The 21,366-nt window shown below is 70.0% G+C and carries 15 protein-coding genes and 2 pseudogenes; 16 read left to right on the plus strand and 1 reads right to left on the minus strand.

The window, feature by feature from the left end; translation table 11 throughout:
• Window positions 1–27: 27 nt before the first annotated feature.
• Window positions 28–1,425 carry an LVIVD repeat-containing protein gene (locus tag D474_RS0104880; RefSeq protein WP_017612476.1) on the plus strand — a complete coding sequence of 466 codons (1,398 nt, stop codon included), beginning with the start codon at window positions 28–30 and terminating at the stop codon, window positions 1,423–1,425.
• A gap of 40 nt (window positions 1,426–1,465) precedes the next feature.
• On the opposite strand, the gene D474_RS0104885 is transcribed toward D474_RS0104880, so the two are convergent.
• A complete protein-coding gene (locus tag D474_RS0104885; protein WP_017612477.1) occupies window positions 1,466–2,716 on the minus strand; it encodes a folylpolyglutamate synthase/dihydrofolate synthase family protein in 1,251 nt (416 codons plus the stop codon).
• Between the two features lie 114 nt (window positions 2,717–2,830).
• Here D474_RS0104885 and D474_RS27695 point away from each other — a divergent pair, with 114 nt between their 5' ends.
• The 15 genes and pseudogenes from D474_RS27695 to proB all read left to right on the plus strand — a co-directional run.
• Complete coding sequence (locus D474_RS27695; RefSeq protein WP_017612478.1) at window positions 2,831–4,219, plus strand: bifunctional folylpolyglutamate synthase/dihydrofolate synthase; 1,389 nt, start codon at window positions 2,831–2,833, stop codon at window positions 4,217–4,219.
• Window positions 4,220–4,251: 32 nt separating this feature from the next.
• Entirely contained in the window at window positions 4,252–4,644 is a 393-nt protein-coding gene (locus tag D474_RS0104895) for a DUF4233 domain-containing protein (protein WP_017612479.1), read from the plus strand.
• A gap of 175 nt (window positions 4,645–4,819) precedes the next feature.
• Entirely contained in the window at window positions 4,820–5,224 is a 405-nt protein-coding gene (ndk, locus tag D474_RS0104900; protein ID WP_017612480.1) for a nucleoside-diphosphate kinase, read from the plus strand.
• Between the two features lie 268 nt (window positions 5,225–5,492).
• On the plus strand, window positions 5,493–6,527 hold the full coding sequence (gene mreB, locus D474_RS0104905) for a rod shape-determining protein (RefSeq protein ID WP_017612481.1): 1,035 nt from the start codon (window positions 5,493–5,495) through the stop codon (window positions 6,525–6,527).
• A 1-nt stretch (window position 6,528) separates the two neighbouring features.
• On the plus strand, window positions 6,529–7,428 hold the full coding sequence (gene mreC, locus D474_RS0104910; protein ID WP_017612482.1) for a rod shape-determining protein MreC: 900 nt from the start codon (window positions 6,529–6,531) through the stop codon (window positions 7,426–7,428).
• Window positions 7,429–7,533: 105 nt separating this feature from the next.
• Window positions 7,534–7,947: a hypothetical protein gene (locus tag D474_RS27700; protein WP_017612483.1), complete on the plus strand. Its 414-nt coding sequence runs from the start codon at window positions 7,534–7,536 to the stop codon at window positions 7,945–7,947.
• Window positions 7,948–7,950: 3 nt separating this feature from the next.
• Window positions 7,951–10,052: pseudogene (mrdA, locus tag D474_RS27705) on the plus strand (penicillin-binding protein 2).
• A complete protein-coding gene (gene rodA / locus D474_RS0104925; protein WP_017612484.1) occupies window positions 10,052–11,233 on the plus strand; it encodes a rod shape-determining protein RodA in 1,182 nt (393 codons plus the stop codon). Before mrdA ends, rodA begins: the two are co-directional and overlap by 1 nt.
• A gap of 117 nt (window positions 11,234–11,350) precedes the next feature.
• A complete protein-coding gene (locus D474_RS0104930; RefSeq protein ID WP_017612485.1) occupies window positions 11,351–13,288 on the plus strand; it encodes a TIGR03960 family B12-binding radical SAM protein in 1,938 nt (645 codons plus the stop codon).
• 548 nt (window positions 13,289–13,836) lie between these two features.
• Complete coding sequence (locus D474_RS0104940) at window positions 13,837–14,616, plus strand: TIGR03936 family radical SAM-associated protein (protein ID WP_017612487.1); 780 nt, start codon at window positions 13,837–13,839, stop codon at window positions 14,614–14,616.
• Window positions 14,617–14,777: 161 nt separating this feature from the next.
• On the plus strand, window positions 14,778–17,990 hold the full coding sequence (locus D474_RS0104945) for a ribonuclease E/G (RefSeq protein ID WP_017612488.1): 3,213 nt from the start codon (window positions 14,778–14,780) through the stop codon (window positions 17,988–17,990).
• 376 nt (window positions 17,991–18,366) lie between these two features.
• Window positions 18,367–18,678 (plus strand): 50S ribosomal protein L21, encoded by a 312-nt coding sequence (gene rplU, locus D474_RS0104950; protein ID WP_017612489.1) that lies wholly within the window; start codon window positions 18,367–18,369, stop codon window positions 18,676–18,678.
• A 13-nt stretch (window positions 18,679–18,691) separates the two neighbouring features.
• Window positions 18,692–18,946, plus strand: a complete 255-nt coding sequence (gene rpmA, locus D474_RS0104955) for a 50S ribosomal protein L27 (RefSeq protein ID WP_017612490.1) — start codon at window positions 18,692–18,694, stop codon at window positions 18,944–18,946.
• A 130-nt stretch (window positions 18,947–19,076) separates the two neighbouring features.
• A pseudogene (gene obgE / locus D474_RS27710) lies at window positions 19,077–20,404 on the plus strand (GTPase ObgE).
• A gap of 97 nt (window positions 20,405–20,501) precedes the next feature.
• Window positions 20,502–21,366: glutamate 5-kinase (gene proB, locus D474_RS0104965; RefSeq protein ID WP_040703088.1), on the plus strand; the 865-nt coding region annotated here is incomplete at its 3' end.

The raw sequence follows: 21,366 nt of genomic DNA on the forward strand, positions 1-21,366 counted from the left end.
CGAATCGCTAGTACACCTGGAGCTCCCATGCCCCCACTGCTCCGCGGACGCCGCCGCGGCGCGGGCGCCCTCGCCACGGCGGCCGCGGCCACGCTCTTCCTCGCGCTGGTGGGCCCCACTGCGGCCCACGCCGACGAGGCCCCGTCCGACGACGTGACCAGCAGTAATGTCGACCACATCGCCAACGTGCCCAAGCCGGCCGCGGTGAGCGACACCAACTCCGACCTGGCCTTCACCGGCGACTACGTGATCGGCGGGAACTACGACGGGTTCGTCATCTACGACGTGTCCAGCCCCGACGATCCGCAGATCGTCTCCGAGGTCGTGTGCCCCGGCGGCCAGGGCGATGTCACTGTCAGCGGCGACCTCGTCTACTTCTCCGTCGACTACCCGCGCGCCGATGAGGAGTGCGGTTCGCCCGAGGTCCCCGTGACGGACCCGGACGGGTTCGAGGGGATGCGGATCTTCGACATCTCCGACAAGACCAACCCCGAGTACGTCTCTGCTGTGCGCACCGACTGCGGTTCGCACACCAACACTCTGGTGCCGGGCGAGGACGGCACCGACTACATCTACGTCTCCTCCTACGCTCCGTCCGAGGAGTTCCCGAACTGCCAGCCGCCGCACGACAAGATCTCGATCATCGAGGTCCCGCTCGACGACCCGGCCTCGGCCGAGGTGGTCAACGATCCCGTGCTGTTCCCGGACGGCGGCAACGAGGACCAGGAGAACCTCCTGCGTCCCACCGAGGGCTGCCACGACATCACCGCCTTCCCCGAGGGCGACATCGCGGCCGGTGCGTGCATGGGTGACGGCATCCTCATGGACATCAGCGACCCGGTCGAGCCGGTCGTGACCGAGGTGATCCAGGACGAGAACTTCGCGTTCTGGCACTCGGCCACCTTCACCAACGACGCCGGGACCGTGCTCTTCACCGACGAACTCGGCGGCGGTGGCGCACCCACCTGCACCGAGGAGGTCGGGCCCGAGCACGGCGCCAACGCGATCTACACGATCGAGGGCGAGAGCGACGACCCGACACTGGAGTTCGCGAGCTACTTCAAGATCGACCGCCACCAGGGCGACGAGGTCTGCGTGTCCCACAACGGCTCGCTGATCCCCGTCGCGGGCCAGGACTACTTCGTACAGTCCTGGTACAGCGGCGGCGTCTCGATCATCGACTTCAACGACCCGGAGAACCCGCGCGAGATCGGCTACTTCGACCCCGACTCCCGTATCGACCCGGACATCGAGGACGGCAGCACCTGGTCGGCGTACTACTACAACGGCCACGTCTACTCCTCCGACATGAGCCGCGGGCTGGACGTGCTGTACCTCGACGACCCGCGCCTGCGCCCCGCGGAGAACGTCACCTACGACGAGTTCAACCCGCAGTCGCAGCCGATCTACGAACCCGGACGCTGACACCGGTGGCGGGGCGGGCGGAAGTGCCCGCCCCCTTCCCTCATCCGCGGACGAACAGGGTGTCGGTGGGGGCCTCCACGGCCTCCAGTATCCGCCCGGTGAAGTAGACGGTGCCCAGCGCCAGCACCCGGTCGCCCAGCGCGGCGATGGCGTCGGGTGTGACCGCGACGGCGTCGATGCGCGACCACTGTGAGGGCAGCGCGTGGTCGAACCGCAGGTGCGCCTCGGGCAGCCGCACCGCGGTGACCGGGAGCCCGGCGACGGCCTCCTCGGCACCGGCGATGTCCTTGTGGTCGGGCAGGCACAGCAGCACGTGGTCGACCCCGCCCCACAGTGCGCGGGCATGCGCGAGCGCGGCCGCCACCCCCTCGCCGTTGATCGCCGAGTCCACGATCACCTCGCCCGTGTGACCGGGCACGGGGTGGCGTGAGAGGCGGGCGGGCAGCCGCACGCTTCCCAACACCCGCGTGAGCAGGTCCTGCGGAGCGCGCTCCTCGCCCAACAGCTCCAGCATGCGGTCGGCCGCTGCCACGCCCAGGACGCCGGAGGACGCGGACAGCCCCGGCGGACGCATGTCCGGCGGCGGCCACGCGCCCCGGGTGTCCGGGTCGACCGTCTCCGCCCGCACCGCACCCCCGGTCGCCTCGGCCAGCGCGTCACCGACCGCGTCCTCCACCTCGGAGGTCTGGGGCAGGCTCACCAGCGCTTGCGTGTGCACCCCGGCGACCCGGGCCTTCTCCCGGGCGATCTCGGGGACCGTGTCGCCCAGCACGCCGAGGTGTTCGCCGAAGATCTTGCCCATCGCCACCACCCCGGGGCCGATGAGTCGGAGCTCGTCGCGGTGGCCGCCCATGCCGGCCTCCAACACGCACACCCGCGCACCCGTGTTCCGGGCGTGCAGCAACCCCGCGAGCAGGAACATCCCGCTGGGCGCCAGGTACCCGCCGAACTCCTCCACCGGGGGCAGCGCCAACCGGGCGCGGTCCAGCTCCGAGGCCAGACCGGCCAGCTCCTCCTCGGAGACCGACGTGCCGTCGCGGCGCACCCGTTCCCGGTAGGAACGGAAGCTCGGCCCGGTCACCAGCACGTTCCCGATCGCCGCCGCCGACAGTGCCGCCGACGTGTAGGTCGCCGTCGTGCCCTTGCCCTTGGACCCGACCACCCCCACGACGGGCACACGGGGACGGTCCAGTCCCAGCTCCCGCAGGAGCGCGTCGGCACGGTCCAACGAGCGGCGCTGACCGGGGCGTCGGGCGGACCACTCGGCGAAGAACGGATCGAGTCGCGGCATGGCCCCAGTATGACCTGTGCGAGATCGGCCACCGAACCCGTGGCCCCGCGCGGTGCCGCAGGTGGCGGCACGTAAACTGGCGGCCGTGTACACGCCGACGAGCATCGAGAAGCCATGACCGAACCGAGCGTCCACGAGCGCTACGCCGAGGTCACCGCGGAGATCATGTCCCGCGCACCCGAGTCGGAGATCGACCCGACCCTTGAACGTGTGCGGACCCTGCTCGACCTGCTGGGTGACCCGCAGCGTTCCTTCCGCGTCATCCACATGACCGGCACCAACGGCAAGACCTCCACCGCCCGGATGATCGACGCGCTCGTGCGGGCCCGGGGACTGCGGGTGGGCCGGTACACCAGCCCGCACCTGCGCACCGTGCGCGAACGCATCGTCGTGGACGGTGAGCCGATCTCCGAGCAGGCCTTCGTCGAGGCCTACGAGGACATCCGGCCCTTCATCGAGATGGCCGACACGATGAGCGACATCCCGCTGTCGTTCTTCGAGATCCTGACGGTCCTGTCCTACGCCGTCTTCGCCGACGCACCCGTGGACGTGGCCGTGGTCGAGGTCGGCATGGGCGGACGCTGGGACGCCACCAACGTCGTGGACGGCGACGTGGCCGTCCTGACCCCGATCGCCGTCGACCACACCGAGTACCTGCCCGACAGCCCCGAGGGCATCGCCGAGGAGAAGGCCGGCATCATCAAGCCGGATTCGATCGCGGTGGTGGCCCAGCAGCCGCTGCCCGTGGCCGAGGTCCTCATGGAGCAGGCGGCCGAGATCGGCGTGACCGTGGCCCGCGAAGGGCTGGAGTTCGGTGTGGCCTCACGCGAGGTCGCGGTCGGCGGGCAACAGGTCGCGATCAAGGGCATCACCGCCAACTACGAGCAGATCTATCTGCCGCTGTTCGGGGAGTACCAGGCGAGCAACGCCGCCGTCGCCGTGGCGGCGGTCGAGGCCTTCTCCGCCGGCACCGGCGACGGTCCGGCCCTGGACCCGGAGGTCGTGGGGGAGGCCCTCACCGGTACCGAGGCCCCCGGACGCCTGGAGGTGGTGCGCACCAGCCCCACCATCGTCGCGGATGCCGCACACAATCCGGCCGGCATGACCGCCACCGCCGAGGCCGTGGAGGAGGCGTTCTCCTTCAGTCGGCTCGTCGGCGTGGTCGCGGTCATGGCCGACAAGGACGTCGAGGGCATCCTCGAACCCCTCGAACCGCTCCTCGACCACATCGTCGTCACCCGAAACTCCTCACCGCGCTCGTTGGACACCGAACGCCTCGCCCTGGTCGCCGAGGAGGTCTTCGGTGAGGACCGTGTCCACACCGCACCCCGGCTCGACGACGCCATCGACAGGGCTGTGGGCCTGGCCGAGGACGGCGCGGAGTTCGGTGGGTCCGGTGTGCTGGTCACGGGCTCCGTGGTCACCTCCGGGGACGCCGTGCACCTGCTGCGGGGCTCCGCGGACGAACGCGGCTCCACCGAAGAGCGCGATTCCGGCTCATAGCGGCCCAACCCCAACAGACGAAGGGAAACCCCGTGCGTACAGTCGCGGCTGTCGTCCTCGTGTTCGAGGCCATCGTCATCGGCCTGGCCGTCCCGGTGGCCATCAACCTGGGAGGGATCGACCCCGGCCTGGCTGCGGGCCTGTGGGGCGGCATGGCCCTGGCAGCACTGGTCCTGGCGGGGCTGCAACGCTTCGTCTGGGCGCACTACGCGGCCTGGGCGCTGCAGGCGGCCGTCCTGTTCAGCTCCTTCTGGGTGGACGGGATGCTGCTGGCGGCGATCGTGTTCGCCTCGCTCTGGGTGGTCGGCGTGGTCATGGGCCAGCGGACCGACGACCGGGCCTCCGCGATGGAGGCGGCCGAGGCCGGTTCGGAGGGTGGCGCAGAAACGTCCGTCCCCAGCACGTCGTCGCAGGAAACGCGATAGTCTGACGCCGGTCGCGGGCTCTGGTCCGACCGACTCGGTGGTCACCCCCTCCCGTGTCCCGTCGGGGCCTGCGGCACCCAGCCGATCCCTTCCTTCATCCGCGTGCGTACGACGCCGTGGGCGGCCTCCGCCCGCGTGCGCCACGCGGAGTCATCAGTGAGGAGTTGACACGCACGTGGAGCGCACTCTCGTTCTCATCAAGCCCGACGGTGTCCGCCGCAACATCGTCGGCGAGGTCATCTCGCGCATCGAGCGCAAGGGCCTGAGCATCGTCGCGATGGACATGCGCACCCTGGACACCGACACCGCCGAGACCCACTACGAGGAGCACGCCTCGCGCCCGTTCTTCGGGTCGCTGGTCGAGTTCATCACCGGGGGTCCGCTGGTGGCCATGGTCGTCGAGGGTGAGCGTGCCATCGAGGCCTTCCGGGCCCTGGCCGGGGCGACCGACCCGGTCACCGCTGCGCCCGGCACCGTCCGCGGTGACTTCGCGCTGGAGGTCCAGCAGAACATCGTGCACGGTTCGGACTCCACCTACTCCGCCGAGCGCGAGATCAAGCTGTTCTTCCCCGACCTGTAGGTCGGGGTGCGGCCCGCGGGCCGCACCGATGCCGCCCGGCGGCGGAAGCCTGAACCCGGCCGGGGCGTGGCCGCCACGCCCCGGCCGACGTGTCTCGGGCCGCGCCGGGCCGTGCTCTTCAGGGGCGAGGCAACAATTCGGAGTGTTTGCGTAACGGGCTAAGTGCAGACCGTTACCCTATGTGGGAATCGATACCCAACGTGCCGGATCGACTACGTATGGTCGCACCGTGCAACCACGTCCGACACGGCGCCTCTGAGGACGTTACATGCCGAACAACCTTGCTTTTCTCGGCCGGGACATGGCCGTGGACCTTGGAACCGCCAACACGCTCGTGTACGTGCGCGGGCGCGGCATCGTTCTGAACGAGCCCTCGGTGGTCGCGGTCAACACGTCCACCGGAAAGATCGTCGCGGTCGGCATCGAGGCCAAGCAGATGATCGGCCGCACGCCCACCAACATCTCCGCCATCCGCCCGCTCAAGGACGGTGTCATCGCCGACTTCGAGATCACCGAGCGGATGCTGCGCTACTTCATCCAGAAGATCCACCGGCGCCGGCACTTCGCCAAACCGCGCGTCATCGTCGCGGTCCCCAGCGGCATCACCTCGGTCGAGCACCGTGCCGTGAAGGAAGCCGGATACCAGGCCGGGGCACGCCGGGTCTACATCATCGAGGAGCCCATGGCCGCCGCGATCGGCGCCGGGCTCCCCGTCCACGAGCCCACCGGCAACATGGTCGTGGACGTCGGCGGCGGCACGACGGAGGTCGCCGTCATCTCCATGGGGGGCATCGTCACCTCACAGTCCATCCGCGTCGGCGGCGACGAGCTCGACCAGGCCATCGGGACCTTCGTCAAGAAGGAGTACTCCCTGATGATCGGGGAGCGGACCGCCGAGGAGATCAAGATGGCGATCGGCTCGGCCTACCCCACCTCAGCCGAGGAGGTGCACGCCGAGGTGCGTGGCCGCGACCTGGTCAGCGGCCTGCCCAAGACCGTCGTCATGTCCGAGTCCGACGTCCGACAAGCCATCGAGGAACCGGTCACCGCCATCGTCGACGCGGTCAGGACCAGCCTCGACAAGTGCCCGCCGGAGCTCTCCGGCGACATCATGGACCGCGGCGTCGCCGTCACCGGCGGCGGCGCTCTGCTGAGCGGGCTCGGTGACCGGCTCCTGCACGAGACCGGAATGCCCATCCACCTGGCCGACAACGCACTCGACTCCGTCGCAGTGGGTTCGGGCACGTGCGTGGAGAACTACGAACGTCTGCACCAGGTCCTCGTCCCGGAACGGCGGCGCTGACATGTTCCGCGATTCTTCGAGGTCACGGCTGACACTGTTCGCGCTGGTCGCAGCGGCCGTGGTTCTGCTGGCCCTGGACGGCCGACCGGGTAGCGATCCCGTCACCGGTACCGCCAGGGCGGGGGCCGAACTCGCGTTCGCGCCCGTCGCCGGAGGCGTCGGACACGTCGCAGCACCGATCACCGGCCTTTACCAGGGGATCAAGCAGGGCCCTGAGGCCGCAGACCGCATCGCCGAGCTGGAGGAGGCCAACGCCGAACTCGAGTCCGAGCTCAAGGCCGCCTCCATCGACGAGGACCGGGCCGACCAGCTCGACGACCTGCTCCACCTGTCCGGCCTGGGTGAGTACGAGATCGTGCCCGCCCGGGCCGTCACCCATGTCACATCGCAGGGGTACGCGCACACGGCGACCCTCGACGCAGGCACCCGGTCCGGCATCGAGAAGAACATGACGGTCGTCAACGGCGACGGCCTGGTCGGCAAGGTCACCGAGGCCGGCCCGCGTACCTCCACCGTCCTGCTCGCCACCGACCACAACGCGTCGGTCGGGGCCCGGCTGGAGGGTTCAGGCAAGATCGGCGTCGCCGGCGGTGGCAAGGTACCCGGGGCGCCCGAGGCCGACCTGACCTACGAACTCTTCGACATGGAGACTCAGATCGAGCCCGGGGACCGCCTCGTCACCCTGGGATCGCACGACGGTGCACCCTTCGTGCCCGGCGTCCCGATCGGGACCGTCGAAGAGGTGCACGTCTCGCCGGGCGCGCTCAGCCGGGTCGCCTCCATCGAACCGGCCGTCGACCACGCCTCGCTCGACACCGTCGGGGTGGTCGTCGACGGTCCGGCCGGCGATCCACGCGACTCGCTGCTGCCGCCCAAGCCCGATCGTGAGGAGGACCGATGAGGGCAGCTCTCACGTTCGTGATGGTGGCCGTGGCCGTCCTGGCCCAGGCCACCGTCGTCAACAGGCTTCCGCTCGACTGGCCCNGCCCTCACCACCTCGCCGGCCTTGGCCGCCGCGTGCGGGTTCGCCGCGGGCCTGGCCCTGGACGCCTTTCCGCCGGCCGAGCACACCATGGGCACCCATACGCTCCTGCTGTGCCTGACCGGCTACGTCATTTCACTGCTGTACCGCAACACCGGGATGTCGGGTGCCTTCGGGGGCCGGGTCTCGGCCTGGACCGCGCTGGGCGTGACCCTCCTGGCCGCCCTGGCCATGGGGGTCGGGTTCGCCGGGATCGGGTTCTTCACCGGTGATCCGCGTGTGGACCTGCCGGGTGCCGCGCTCACCGTCGGGATCGGAACTGCCGCGACCGTGGTCGTCTCGCCCCTGGTCGTCCTGCCGATCCTCTGGGTGCGCAACACCTTCGCCGAGGCCGACTTCGCGACGGTCCAGGGCCCCATGTCGCCAGGGGGGTGGTGACCAGTGCGCAGGCCACCGGTCGACCCCACACTGCCCGGCCCGCGCCTGGGCCGGCTCGGACTCATCCTCGTCCAGGTCGTCGTGATCTCGCTGTTCGCGGCCCTGGGCGCACGACTGTGGTACCTCCAGGTGCCCATGGCCGACCACTACCGCGAACTCGCCGAGGCCAACCACCAGCAGGAGCTCGTCGTCCCCGCAACGCGTGGACAGATCCTCGACTCCAGCGGCCGCGCGATGGTCAACAACCGCACCGAGCTGGTGGTCTCGGCCGACTACCACGAGCTCCAGGGCATGGACGACGGCGGTGAGGCCGTCCTGACCGAACTCTCCGAGGTCCTGGAGGTGCCTGTCGAGGAGCTCCAGCAGCGCATGCGCCTGTGCGGACCGGACGTGGAACGCCCCTGCTGGCCCGGGTCGCCCTACCAACCGATCACTCTGGCCGAAGACATCGAGGGCCCCGTCGCCCTGCAGATCATGGAGCGTTCCGACGACTTCCCGGGGATCACCGCTCAGGCCGAAGCGCTGCGCGAGTACCCCTACGAGGAGCACGCCGGGCAGATCCTCGGCTACATCCAGCCGGTCACCGAGGAGGAGCTCGAGGAACGCGACGAGCTGCGCGCCCAGTTCACCGGGGTCGACCAGGTCGGCCGCGACGGCCTGGAGGCCACCTACGACAGCGAACTGCGCGGAACCTCGGGCCTGCGCACCCTCGGCGTGAACAACCACGGCGAGGTCATGGACGTCATCTCCGACGAGGAACCCGTCGCCGGACGCCACCTGATCACCCACCTGGACATGAACATCCAGAAGGTCGCCGAGCGCGCGCTCGAGGAGGGCATGCAACAGGCCCGCCCCGAGAACATCGCCGATTCCGGTGCGGCCGTGGTCATGGACGTCAAGAACGGCGGCATCGTGGGCATGGCCAGCCTGCCCACCTACGACCCGACCATCTGGGAAGGCGGCGTCGACCAGGAGACCTTCGACGAGATCCTCAGTGAGGAGGCCGGCGAACCGCTGCTCTCCCGCGCCGTGCAGGGCACCTATCCGCCCGGTTCCACGTTCAAGGTCGCCTCGATGCTCGCAGCGGTGGAGGACGGCGCGTCGCTGCGTTCGACCTACGCCTGCCCCGGTTCGGTGAGCTTGGCCGGGCAGAGCTACGAGAACTTCGAGGGATCGGCCCAGGGGTCGGTCAGCCTGAGGCAGGCGATCATCGACTCCTGCAACACCGTCTTCTACAACTTCGGCTACCAGATGTGGCAACAGGACGGCGGCCTCCACCCGGACGGCGACCCCGACGAGACCATGGCCGAAACCGCTCGCGACCTCGGGTTCGGCTCTCAGACCGGGATCGACCTGCCCTACGAGACCGGCGGCCGCATCCCCGATCGCGACTGGAAGCGCACATTCTGGGAGGAGACCCGCGAGGAGAACTGCGAACGGGCCGAGGAGGGCTACCCCGACGTCGACGACCCGTCCGCCGCCGCCTACATGAAGCAGCTCGCCCACGAACACTGCGTCGAGGGTTTCGAATGGCGTGCCAACGAGGCCATCAACTTCGCGATCGGGCAGGGCGACGTGCTCGTCAGCCCGCTTCAGCTCGCCACCGCCTACGCCGCCATCGCCAACGGCGGCACCGTCTANCCGAGGCCGACGGTTCCGAGGTGGAGGAGGTCGAGCCGTCGGTCAAGGGCGAACTTCCCACCGACGACGAGACCCTCACCTATCTGCAGGAGGCGCTGACCGAGGTGACCAAGTCCGGCACCGGCCAGGGCGCCTTCGACGACTTCCCGCAGGACGAGATCTCGGTCGCCGGCAAGACCGGTAGTGCCGATGCCGAGGGGCGCGACGTCTCGTCGTGGTTCGCCTCGTACGCGCCGGCCGACGACCCGCAGTACGCGGTCGCGGTACTGGTCTCCCAGGGCGGTACCGGTGGTGAGACCGCCGCGCCCATCGCGTCGGAGATCTTCAAGGGCATCTACGGTTTCGAGTCCTCCGAGGACTCCGAGGACGTGGACCAGGGGGACCCGGTCCTTCCGGACGGCACACCGCACGAGGACCTCCCGACGATCCGTGACGACGGTTCCATCGAGACGCTGGAGCCCTGATGCTCAACGAGATGGGCGGGCCGCCCCGGCGGCCCCTCGAACTGCGCAGGACGGTCAACAGCGCGGCGGGCGGGGCCCGGCGCCTGGACTGGATCCTGATCTGCGCCGTCCTGGGCCTGTGTGTCATGGGGGCGCTCCTGGTCTGGGCGGCGACCCTTCCCGGCGACGGCGGCGATCCCATGGAGTCGACCGAGCACCTGACGCGCCATCTGGCCCACATGGGCGTCGCGCTGGTGGTGGGTCTGGCGGTCGCCTCGATCGACTACCGGACCGTGCGTGCCTACGCCCCGCTGGTTTACCTGTTCACCCTGGTGGGGCTCGTGCTCGTGCTCACCCCGCTGGGCGCCGTCATCAACGGTTCACGCGGATGGATCGTCGTGGCCGGGCTCCAGTACCAGCCCAGTGAGCTCATGAAGGTCGGGCTCATCATGGTGCTGGCGACCCTGCTCGCCGAACCGCGCGACGGCGAGACCAGGCCGATGAGCCGCGACGTGCTCTTCTGCCTGCTCGTCCTGGTCGCACCGTTGGCCCTGGTAGCACTGCAGCCCGACCTCGGCACCGCCCTGGTGTTGGGCGCGATCTTCCTCGGGATGCTCGTGCTCTCGGGCGCGTCCGTCATCTGGGTCACCGGGATGGTCGCCTGCGGTGCTCTGGCGGTGGCGGCAGTGTGGGTCTTCGATCTGCTCGAGCCGTATCAGATGCAGCGCGTGGCGACGCTGATGGACCCGGCCGCCGACCCGCAGGGGGCCGGGTACAACTCGGCCCAGGCCCTCATCGCGGTCGGCTCGGGCGGGTTCGAGGGCACCGGGCTGTTCCAGGGCGAGCAGACCCACGGGCGGTTCGTGCCCGAACAGCACACCGACTTCGTCTTCACGGTGGCGGGGGAGGAGCTCGGGTTCCTGGGGGCGGTCGCGGTCATCGCTCTGATCGCGACGGTGCTGTGGCGGATCCTGCGCATCGCGCGGGCCTGCGACCTGCCCTACCCGCGCATGGTGTGCATCGGTGTTGCGACCTGGTTCGGATTCCAGTCGTTCGTCAACATCGGGATGTGCCTGGGCGTGATGCCGGTGACCGGTATCCCGCTGCCGTTCGTCTCCTACGGGGGCACGGCGATCCTGGCCAACATGCTCGCGCTCGGCTTGGTGCTGGGGGTCAACTCCCGGGACCGCGGCTTCGAGTAGCGCGGAGTCGGCACCGCACCGAGGCCCTCCCCGGAAAATCCCCGGGGAGGGCCTTCGCGCGCCGGTAGCCTGGGGGCTCCGCCGTTGAACGACGTCCGCCGACCGAAGGCACACACCATGTCCGTCGAAAGCCTCTTCCCACGCCTGGAACCCCTGCTGTCCCGAGTGAGCAAGCCGATCCAGTACGTCGGCGGTGAGCTCAACTCCGTGGTCAAGGACTGGGACGAGACGCAGGTCCGCTGGGCGCTCATGTACCCGGACGCCTACGAGGTCGGGGTCCCCAACCAGGGTGTGCAGATCCTCTACGAGGTCCTCAACGAGCAGGAGGGTGTCCTGGCCGAGCGCACCTACGCGGTGTGGTCGGACCTCGAGGAGCTGATGCGCGAGCACGGGATCCCCCACTTCACCGTCGACGGGCATCGCCCGATCGGCGCCTTCGACCTGCTCGGGGTCAGCTTCGCGAGCGAGATGGGCTACACGAACCTGCTCACCGCCCTCGACCTGGCGGGGATCCCGCGTTACTCCGAGGAGCGCACCGACGAGCACCCTGTCGTCCTGGCCGGCGGGCACTCCGCCTTCAACCCCGAACCCATCGCCCCCTTCCTCGATGCGGCGGTCCTGGGGGACGGTGAGGAGATCAGCCTCGCCATCAACGAGATCGTGCGCGAGTTCAAGGAGGAGGGCGAACCAGGTGGGCGCGACGGTCTGCTGCTGCGCCTGGCCGAGACCGGCGGGGTCTACGTGCCGCGCTTCTACGACGTGGAGTACCACGAGGACGGCCGCATCGCCGGGTACACCCCGAACCGTCCTGGGGTTCCTCCGGTCGTGCAGAAGCACACAGTGATGGACCTCGACAAGTGGCCGTACCCGAAGAAGCCCATCGTGCCCACGGCCGAGTCGGTCCACGAGCGCTACAGCGTGGAGATCTTCCGCGGCTGCACGCGCGGGTGCCGGTTCTGCCAGGCAGGGATGATCACCCGACCGGTGCGCGAGCGCAACCAGGAGACCGTCACCAACATGGTCCAGGAGGGCGTGAAGAACTCCGGGTTCCAGGAGGTCGGCCTGCTCTCGCTCTCCAGCGCCGACCACAGCGAGATCGGCGGAATCGCCAAGGGGCTCGCCGACCGCTACGAGGGAACCAACACCGGTCTGTCGCTGCCCTCGACGCGCGTGGACGCCTTCAACATCGACCTGGCCAACGAGCTCACCCGCAACGGGCGCCGCTCGGGCCTGACCTTCGCCCCTGAGGGCGGCAGCGAGCGTATGCGCCGGGTCATCAACAAGATGGTCACCGAGGCCGATCTCATCCGTACCGTCACCGCCGCGTTCGAGGCCGGGTGGCGCCAGGTCAAGCTGTACTTCATGTGCGGGCTGCCCACCGAGGAGGACGAGGACGTCCTGGCCATCGCCGACCTGGCCACCGAGGTCATCCGGACCGGGCGCGAGGTCACCGGGCGCAAGGACATCCGCTGCACGGTCTCCATCGGCGGGTTCGTACCCAAGCCCCAGACCCCGTTCCAGTGGGCGGGTCAGACCCCGTACCAGGACGTGGACTCCCGTCTGCGCAAGCTGCGCGACGCCTTGAGGGGCAACCGCAAGTACGGCAAGTCCGTGGGGCTGCGCTACCACGAGGGCCGCCCCTCCATCGTCGAGGGCCTGCTCTCGCGCGGGGACCGCCGGGTCGCGGCCGTCATCGAGGAGGTCTGGAACGCCGGCGGGCGCTTCGACGGCTGGAGCGAGCACTTCTCCTACGAGCGGTGGGAGAAGGCCGCCGAGGCCGCGCTGGCCGGTCAGGCGGTGGATCTGGACTGGTTCACCACCCGCGAGCGCGACGAGGACGAGGTCCTGCCCTGGGACCACCTCGACGCCGGGCTCGACCGGGGCTGGCTGTGGCAGGACTGGCAGGACTCCCTGCACGGCGAGGAATCGCTCGAGGTCGACGACTGCCGCTGGACCCCCTGCTACGACTGCGGCGTCTGCCCGAGCATGGGAACGGAGATCCAGATCAACGCCCCCGCGGAGGGCCGTCCGATGCTGCCGCTGACGGTGGTCTGAATACCGGAGCGTGGTGGGTGCACACATGGGAACGGCCCCCGGTCGGTGGACCGGGGGCCGTCGCTGTTCTGTGAGGGCGGAGCGGTGGAGTCCGCGCCCTGAGAGACCCGCCTGTCTCACGGGGAGGCAGGTGAAGGAGGAAGAGTACGGCCCGGCGCCCCGCTCGCGCCGGGCCGTACATGTATTAAGACTCGCGGGGTGCGCCGCGGGTTGCCATCCTCAGCAGATTTTTCTCCGGATTTTTTTGTGCGCCCCCCGCGTTGCTGTGGTGAACACCGGTTCGAAACCCGGTCCGGGTCGGGAGGGACTTTTCGATCCCAGGTCAGTGGGGGAGATACCGGTATGCGTAGTCCTGTTGGCGCATGTGCACCGCGGTGCCCCGTACGCTGAACAGGACGAGGAACAGCCCCTTCAGGTCGCCGGACGGCCTCACAGAGCGGGCACAGAGGAAAGGAGTTGAGCTGCCCCCCGCACTCGAGGGCACCACCTCACCCTCCACCACCACACCCGGACACCGGCTTCGTGTCCGCTACGCCAAGCGCGGGCGCATGAGGTTCGCCAGCCACCGGGACATCGCTCGGGCGCTCGAGCGCGCCCTGCGTCGGGCCTCCGTGCCCGTGGCGTTCTCCCAGGGCTTCTCGCCTCACCCCAAGATCTCCTACACCGGAGCGGCACCCACCGGCGTGTCCAGCGAGGCCGAATACCTCGAACTCACTCTGGCCGAGGAGCGACCGCCCGAGGGCGTGCGCGCCGGCCTCGACGCCGCGATGCCCGACGGGATCGACATCGTGGAGGCCGTCGAGGCGCGCACACCGGGGCTCGCAGATCGGCTGCAGGCATCACTCTGGATGGTGGAGCTGGTCGGCGTCGGCCCCGACGACGCCGCCGAGGCGGTGGCCGCCTACATGGCCGCCGACAGCGTCGAGGTGGAACGAGTGACCAAGAAGGGCCGCCGCCGTTTCGACACTCGCTCGGCGGTGGTGGATATCGACGTGTCGGGTGACACCGCCGAGTCGGAGCCAGAGGGACGACACGCGGCATATGCCATACTTCGTATGGTCGTGCGGCACACGCAACCTGCCGTCCGACCCGACGACGTGCTGACCGGCCTCCGCCGAGTTGCCGACCTCGCGCCGCCGTCATCGACCTCGATGACCCGGCTGGCGCAGGGGCCACTGGACGAGCCGACAGGTGCGATCGCCGACCCGCTCACCGTGGACCGGACCGCCGCTCGGGCGACGACCTCCGGTACCGCGGACCCGTACGCCGAGGAGCGGCGCGACAACGCACCACAGCCGTCGGCGTCCACGACGGGGCCTTCACAATGAACGGCCCCGTGGAAGGGGAACGTGGACGTGACCACAGGACTTTGCCCGGGGGCACCCACGGGGTGCCGCCGGCGCTGACACAGCGACGACAGTTCCTGTGAGGCGGCGCAGTGACCGAGAGGCCACTGCGCGCCCGGGAACTTTGACGGGAGACCGCCCGGATGCTCGACAACGAGCCCACGAACGGTGCCGACGGCACCGCGGGTACAACTGAAACGACCGACCACGGCGCGGGCACACCGGCCGAGGGGACTGGAGGGGTGCGCGTCTCGGCGCCGCCCGTCGGCAAGGGCGCCCGCCGCGCCGCCGGTCCTCCCCCCGAACCCGACGAGATCTTCTCGCCGCCGTCGACCGACCGCGTCACCTCCATCGCCGGTTCCGGTGAGGGCGGCACGGTCAAGACCTCCGTCAGCACCCCCGCCTCGGGCCGCCGCACCGTGCGTGCAGCGGGCAGCCCCGCTGAGGCACCGGCCGCGCGCACCGGCACGGCCGGTTCGAAGAAGCGCTCCGGTAAGCGGGACAGCGCGGTCGAGGAGAAGCGTTCCGACAAGCCCCGCCGTGAGAGTGCGGACGAGGAACAGCGCTCGGACAAGCCCGAGCGCGAGAGCGCCCGCAAGAAGCAGCGCGGCAGGAAGAAGGAGCAGGAGTCCGACCGGACTCCCGTCCCCGACGAAGCGGTCGACGAGGAGACCCCGGAGGAGAGCTCCTCCCCGGGCAGTACGCTGTTCCAGCCGCCGAGCACGCTCTTCCAGCCGCCGGTGGCTCAGGCGCGCGCGACCGGGATCGCAGCGCCTGCGGAGCAGTCCGGCAAGGACGAGAGCGATGCGGAGGCCGCTGGACGCGACACCGGCGCCGACGACCAGGAGCACGACAACGACGGTGACGACTCCGGTGAGGAGCGCGGCGGACGCCGCCGTCGCCGCCGGGGCGGGCGCGGGCGCGGCCGTTCCCGCACGGGTGAGAACGAAAGCGGCCAGGAAGCCCCCTCCGGCGAACCCGCCAGGAACGAGAACGTCAAGAACGAGGGCAGCAAGGGCGAGAGCGACCGTTCCGCCGACGACAAGAAGAACGCTTCCGGCCCCGACCAGGGCTCCAAGGACGACGAGGGCGACGACGCCGGAAGCCGCCGCAGGCGCCGTCGCCGCCGCCGTTCCGGCACGGGCGGCGGTGAGGGTTCCACGAACGACGACCCGCCCAACACGGTGGTCAAGGTGCGCGAGCCGCGCCCGGAGAAGCCCATCGAGGACGAGGTCCAGGCGGTCCGTGGCTCCACCCGGCTGGAGGCCAAGAAGCAGCGTCGCCGGGAAGGCCGCGAGCAGGGCAGGCGCCGCGCCCCGATCGTGACCGAGTCGGAGTTCCTGGCCCGGCGCGAGGCGGTCAAGCGCGATCTGGTGATCCGTCGGACCGGAGAGCGCACACAGATCGCGGTCATGGAGGACGACGTTCTCGTCGAGCACCATGTCGACCGCGCGACCCACCGTTCCTACGTCGGCAATGTGTACCTGGGCCGGGTGCAGAACGTCCTGCCCTCGATGGAGGCAGCCTTCGTCGACATCGGCAAGGGCCGCAATGCCGTCCTGTACGCCGGCGAGGTCAACTGGGACGTGCTCGGCGTCGAGGGCCAGCCCAAGCGCATCGAGTCGGTGCTCAAGTCCGGCCAGTCGGTCCTGGTGCAGGTCACCAAGGACCCGGTCGGCCACAAGGGCGCCCGTCTGACCAGCCAGATCAGCCTGCCCGGCCGCTACCTCGTGTACGTGCCCGGCGGGTCCATGACCGGTATCAGCCGCAAGCTCCCCGACAAGGAGCGTGCGCGCCTCAAGCAGATCCTCAAGAAGGTCATGCCGGCCGACGCCGGCGTGATCGTGCGCACCGCAGCCGAGGGCGCCAGCGAGGAGGAGCTGGAGCGCGACATCACGCGCCTGGCCAAGCAGTGGGACTCCATCCAGCGCAAGTCGAAGTCCAACACCGCTCCTGCGCTGCTCAACAGCGAGCCCGACCTGACCATCCGGGTCGTGCGCGATGTGTTCAACGAGGACTTCTCCAGCCTGGTGGTCTCCGGCGAGGAGGCCTGGGAGACCGTCCACGAGTACGTGGAATACGTCGCCCCGAACCTGGCCGAGCGCCTCTCGCACTGGACCGAGGACCGCGACGTCTTCTCCGCTTACCGCATCGACGAGCAGATCAACAAGGCCCTGGAGCGCAAGGTCTGGCTGCCCAGCGGCGGCTCGCTCATCATCGACCGCACCGAGGCGATGACGGTCGTGGACGTCAACACCGGCAAGTTCACCGGTCAGGGCGGAAACCTCGAGGAGACCGTCACCAAGAACAACCTCGAGGCGGCAGAGGAGATCGTGCGCCAGCTGAGGCTGCGCGACGTCGGCGGCATCATCGTCATCGACTTCATCGACATGGTCCTGGAGTCCAACCGCGACCTCGTGCTGCGCCGGATGCTGGAGTGCCTCTCCCGCGACCGGACCAAGCACCAGGTGGCCGAGGTCACCTCGCTGGGCCTGGTCCAGATGACCCGCAAGCGCGTGGGGCAGGGGCTGCTGGAGGCCTTCTCCCACACTTGCGAGCAGTGCAGCGGGCGCGGGGTCCTGGTCGCCGAAGAGCCGGTCGAGAACAAGGGCGGCAACGGCGGCGGCCGCAAGAAGAAGAACAAGGGCAAGGGCGAGTCCGAGCCCTCCTCCGACAAGGGCGGCAAGGACAAGGCGGACCAGGGCGAGAAGGCGGACCAGGGGTCCGACAAGCCCGGCGGCAAGGGTTCCAAGGCGGACAAGCCCGACAAGGGTGCCAAGGCCGAGAAGGTCGAGCAGCAGGCCGAGGGCACCGGTGCCGAGCCCGAGGCCGAAGAGCAGACCGAGACCCCCTCCGGCAAGAAGTCCAAGGGCCGCTCCAGGTCGGCCAAGGGGGCGGGCAAGAAGGCCGAGAAGGCGGCCGCTGCTGCCGAGGAGGCCCAGGAGGAGAGCACCGGGGAGGAGGACTCCGGTGGGGGTGAGGCCGAGAAGGCCGCGCCCGCCGAGGAGGCCCCGGTCAAGCGCACCCGTAAGCGCTCCACCCGGTCCAAGAAGGCCGTCGAGGCCGACCGGGCCTCCGAGACCGAGCAGGTCACGGAAGAGACCACCGACGACAGTGCCGCCTCGGCCGAGGCCGAGGCCGAGGAGGCGCCCGCCAAGCGCACCCGCAGGCGCACCACCCGCTCGTCCGCGCGCAGCACGGGTGACGAGGGTGCGGCCTCGGGCGAGGCCGAGGAATCGGCCTCCGAGGCCCCCGGGACGGAGGGGGACGACGAGTCCGCCGAGCGGCCCAAGCGGCGCCGTACCCGCCGCACCAGGACGGCGGCCTCCGCGGGGAGCACCGCCGACGCCGGCTGACCGGCACTGGAACGACCGGGTCCGGGCCGGGTGTGATCCCGGTCCGGACTCCGGTCTCGTGTGCGGGCCTGTGGTGGGGCAGTGGTAACCTGATGGACGGTGCGTCGGCGCGCTCCACGTGATCGCGCGCCCCGACACCGAAGTGCTCTCCACGCAGGGTTTGTTTCCCTCAGATCCCCGCGCCCCGCTACAGGCGATCAGTGGATCGTGGAACGAGGCTTCCCTCCACCCCTTCGGTGGGGTGATCCCTCCCGGCCGGGCCCGCAAGGGGCACGGCCGGACCCAGGACCCCGGGTCTCGGGCCCCGTGCAGGGGATGGTCCCGGGGATGGTCCCGAGCGCAGTATTCGTTGAGCGAGCAGGAAGAGAGTTACCCGGTGTACGCGATCGTGCGAGCGGGCGGCCGACAGGAGAAGGTGTCCGTCGATGACGTCCTGAACATCGACAAGGTCACCGAGGAGACCGGCGCCACCATCACGTGGCAGCCCATCCTCGTCGTCGAGGACGGCAACGTGATCTCCGAGGCCGACAAGCTGAGCGGCTACTCGGTCACCGCCGAGGTCCTCGGTGAGACCACGGGCCCCAAGATCAACATCATCAAGTACAAGAACAAGACCGGTTACAAGAAGCGTCTGGGCCACCGCCAGAAGCACACCCAGGTGCGCGTCACCGGTATCTCGGCGAAGTAGGAGGACTGGGGACATGGCCAGTAAGAAGGGTGTTTCGTCAAGCCGGAACGGCCGCGACTCCAACGCCAAGCGCCTCGGCGTGAAGCGCTTCGGCGGCCAGAACGTCGCTGCCGGTGAGATCCTGGTCCGCCAGCGCGGCACCAAGTTCCACCCGGGTGACAACGTCGGCCGCGGCGGCGACGACACGCTGTTCGCGCTCATCGGCGGCGAGGTCGCGTTCGGCAACTTCCGCGGCCGCAAGGCCGTGAGCATCGTTCCCGCGAGCTGAACGCCGCGCGAACGAGACTGATGTCGGGAGGCGGGCCAGGGAAACACTGGCCCGCCTCTTGCGTTGTCACCAGATGACACGCATGAACGAGCGGGGCCGCACGGCGGCCCGATGAGTGACGGGGAGAACCATGCCTGACTTCGTCGACGAGGCGGCCCTGCAGGTCAGGGCCGGGAACGGCGGGGGCGGGNCGGACCCGACGGCGCCAACGGGGGCCGCGGCGGCGACGTGATCCTGGAGGTCGACGCCCAGAGCGCGACCCTGCTCGACTACAAGCGCCGCCCCCACCGTGCGGCGCAGAACGGCACGCCCGGCCAGGGTGGTCACCGCGCCGGCGCCAATGGCGAGAACCTCGTGCTGTACGTTCCGGACGGCACCGTGGTCACCCACCCCGGCGGTGAGGTCATCGCCGACCTGGTCGGCCACGGCACCCGCCTGGTGCTGGCCGAGGGGGGCCGCGGCGGTCTCGGCAACGCCGCGCTGTCCTCCAAGAAGCGCAAGGCCCCCGGCTTCGCCCTCAAGGGTGAGGAGGGCGAGGCACTCGACGTGCGCCTGGAGATGAAGACCATCGCCGACGTCGGCCTGGTCGGGTTCCCCAGCGCCGGGAAGTCCTCGCTCATCGCCGCGATGAGCGCCGCGCGCCCCAAGATCGCCGGTTACCCCTTCACCACACTCGTCCCGAACCTGGGTGTGGTCGAGGCCGGTGCCGTGCAGTACGTCGTCGCCGACGTCCCGGGCCTGATCCCCGGCGCGAGCGAGGGCAAGGGCCTGGGGCTGGAGTTCCTGCGCCACATCGAGCGCTGCTCCACCCTCCTGCACGTTCTGGACTGCGCGACCTACGAACCCGACCGCGACCCCGTCAGCGACCTGGAGGCTCTGGAGACCGAGGTCGCCGCGTACGGGGAGCGCACCGGCGTGGACCTGTCCGACCGCCCGCGCCTGGTCGTGCTCAACAAGGTCGACGTGCCCGATGCCCGCGAGCTCGCCGACATGGTCACGCCAATGCTGACCGAGCGCGGCTACCGGGTCCTGGAGGTCTCGGCCGCCTCCCGCGAGGGCCTGCGCGAGCTCTCCTTCGCCCTCGGCGAGCAGGTCTCCGCCGCACGGGCCAGCGCCCCTGCGCCCGAGCCCACGCGAGTGGTGTTGCGCCCCAAGGTCATCGGCGACACCCCGTTCGAGGTGGTCGCGCTGGGGGACAACGCCTTCCGGGTGCGCGGCGACAAGCCCACCCGCTGGGTCTCCCAGACCGACTTCTCCAACGACGAGGCCGTCGGGTACCTGGCCGAGCGCCTCAACCGCCTCGGGATCGAGGAGCAGCTGGCCCAGCTCGGCGCGAGCGAGGGCGCCGAGGTCTACATCGGCCCAGAGGAGGATTCCGTGGTCTTCGACTGGGACCCGTCCGCCGATGCCGAAGCGGTCCCGTCGGGCCCGCGCGGAAACGACGCCCGGCTGGGCTGAACCGCGCGGGGACCGGATCTCCGACACCAGCCGGAACCACATCAGGTACACGCGCGGCGCCGGCGCGCCGCGCCACGGATGGAAAGCCCCTCGCACGGTGCACAGTACGAACAGTGACAACATCGACGCCCTGGAGGCCGGCGGACGCGCTGCGGTGGAGTCCGCACGCAGGATCGTGGTGAAGGTGGGGTCGTCCTCGTTGACGACTCCGGAAGGCCGGATCGACGCCACCCGGCTCCGTTCCCTCGCGGATGTGCTCGCCGAGCGCCGCACTGCGGGGCAGGAAGTCATCCTGGTCTCCTCCGGTGCGGTCGCCGCGGGCATGACACCGCTGGGCATGAACCGGCGTCCGCACGACCTGGCCTCGCAGCAGGCAGCGGCCAGCGTGGGCCAGGGCCTGTTGCTGGCCGCCTACACCGCCGAGCTCGCCCGGTACGGTCTCAACGCGGCGCAGGTCCTGCTCACGGTCGAGGACATGATGCGGCGGGTACAGCACCGCAACGCGCAGCGCACCCTGCGGCGCCTGCTGGACATCGGTGCTGTCCCGGTCGTCAACGAGAACGACACGGTGGCCACGCACGAGATCCGCTTCGGTGACAACGACCGGCTGGCCGCGCTCGTGGCGCACCTGATGCGCGCCGATGCCCTCGTGCTGCTGTCCGACGTGGACGCGCTCTACGACGGCGATCCCTCCCACCCCGGCACCTCAGTGGTGAACCTGGTGCGCGACCCCGCCGACCTGGCAGGGATCGACATCGGCAGCACCGGCAAGCGCGGAGTGGGCACCGGCGGGATGGTCACCAAGGTCGATGCCGCCCGGATCGCGAGCCAGGCCGGGGTGCACACGGTGCTGACCTCGGCCGCCAACGCCGGGTCCGCCCTCGCGGGCGAGCGTGTCGGCACGTTCTTCGCGCCGGCCGACGGCCGCCGCCCCTCCGCCCGCCAGCTCTGGCTCGCCCCTG

This window comes from Nocardiopsis salina YIM 90010, assembly GCF_000341025.1.
Taxonomy (GTDB): Bacteria; Actinomycetota; Actinomycetes; order Streptosporangiales; family Streptosporangiaceae; genus Nocardiopsis; species Nocardiopsis salina.

What these genes read in the sequence shown, in the direction of transcription:
- D474_RS0104930 (WP_017612485.1), top strand. Translation starts at nt 11,351, where the DNA reads ATGTCCGTCGAAAGCCTCTTCCCACGCCTGGAACCCCTGCTGTCCCGA.
- D474_RS0104940 (WP_017612487.1), top strand. Translation starts at nt 13,837, where the DNA reads ATGAGGTTCGCCAGCCACCGGGACATCGCTCGGGCGCTCGAGCGCGCC.
- mreC (WP_017612482.1), top strand. Translation starts at nt 6,529, where the DNA reads ATGTTCCGCGATTCTTCGAGGTCACGGCTGACACTGTTCGCGCTGGTC.
- D474_RS0104945 (WP_017612488.1), top strand. Translation starts at nt 14,778, where the DNA reads ATGCTCGACAACGAGCCCACGAACGGTGCCGACGGCACCGCGGGTACA.
- D474_RS0104885 (WP_017612477.1), bottom strand. Translation starts at nt 2,716, where the DNA reads ATGCCGCGACTCGATCCGTTCTTCGCCGAGTGGTCCGCCCGACGCCCC.
- rodA (WP_017612484.1), top strand. Translation starts at nt 10,052, where the DNA reads ATGCTCAACGAGATGGGCGGGCCGCCCCGGCGGCCCCTCGAACTGCGC.
- D474_RS0104880 (WP_017612476.1), top strand. Translation starts at nt 28, where the DNA reads ATGCCCCCACTGCTCCGCGGACGCCGCCGCGGCGCGGGCGCCCTCGCC.
- D474_RS27695 (WP_017612478.1), top strand. Translation starts at nt 2,831, where the DNA reads ATGACCGAACCGAGCGTCCACGAGCGCTACGCCGAGGTCACCGCGGAG.
- mreB (WP_017612481.1), top strand. Translation starts at nt 5,493, where the DNA reads ATGCCGAACAACCTTGCTTTTCTCGGCCGGGACATGGCCGTGGACCTT.
- rpmA (WP_017612490.1), top strand. Translation starts at nt 18,692, where the DNA reads ATGGCCAGTAAGAAGGGTGTTTCGTCAAGCCGGAACGGCCGCGACTCC.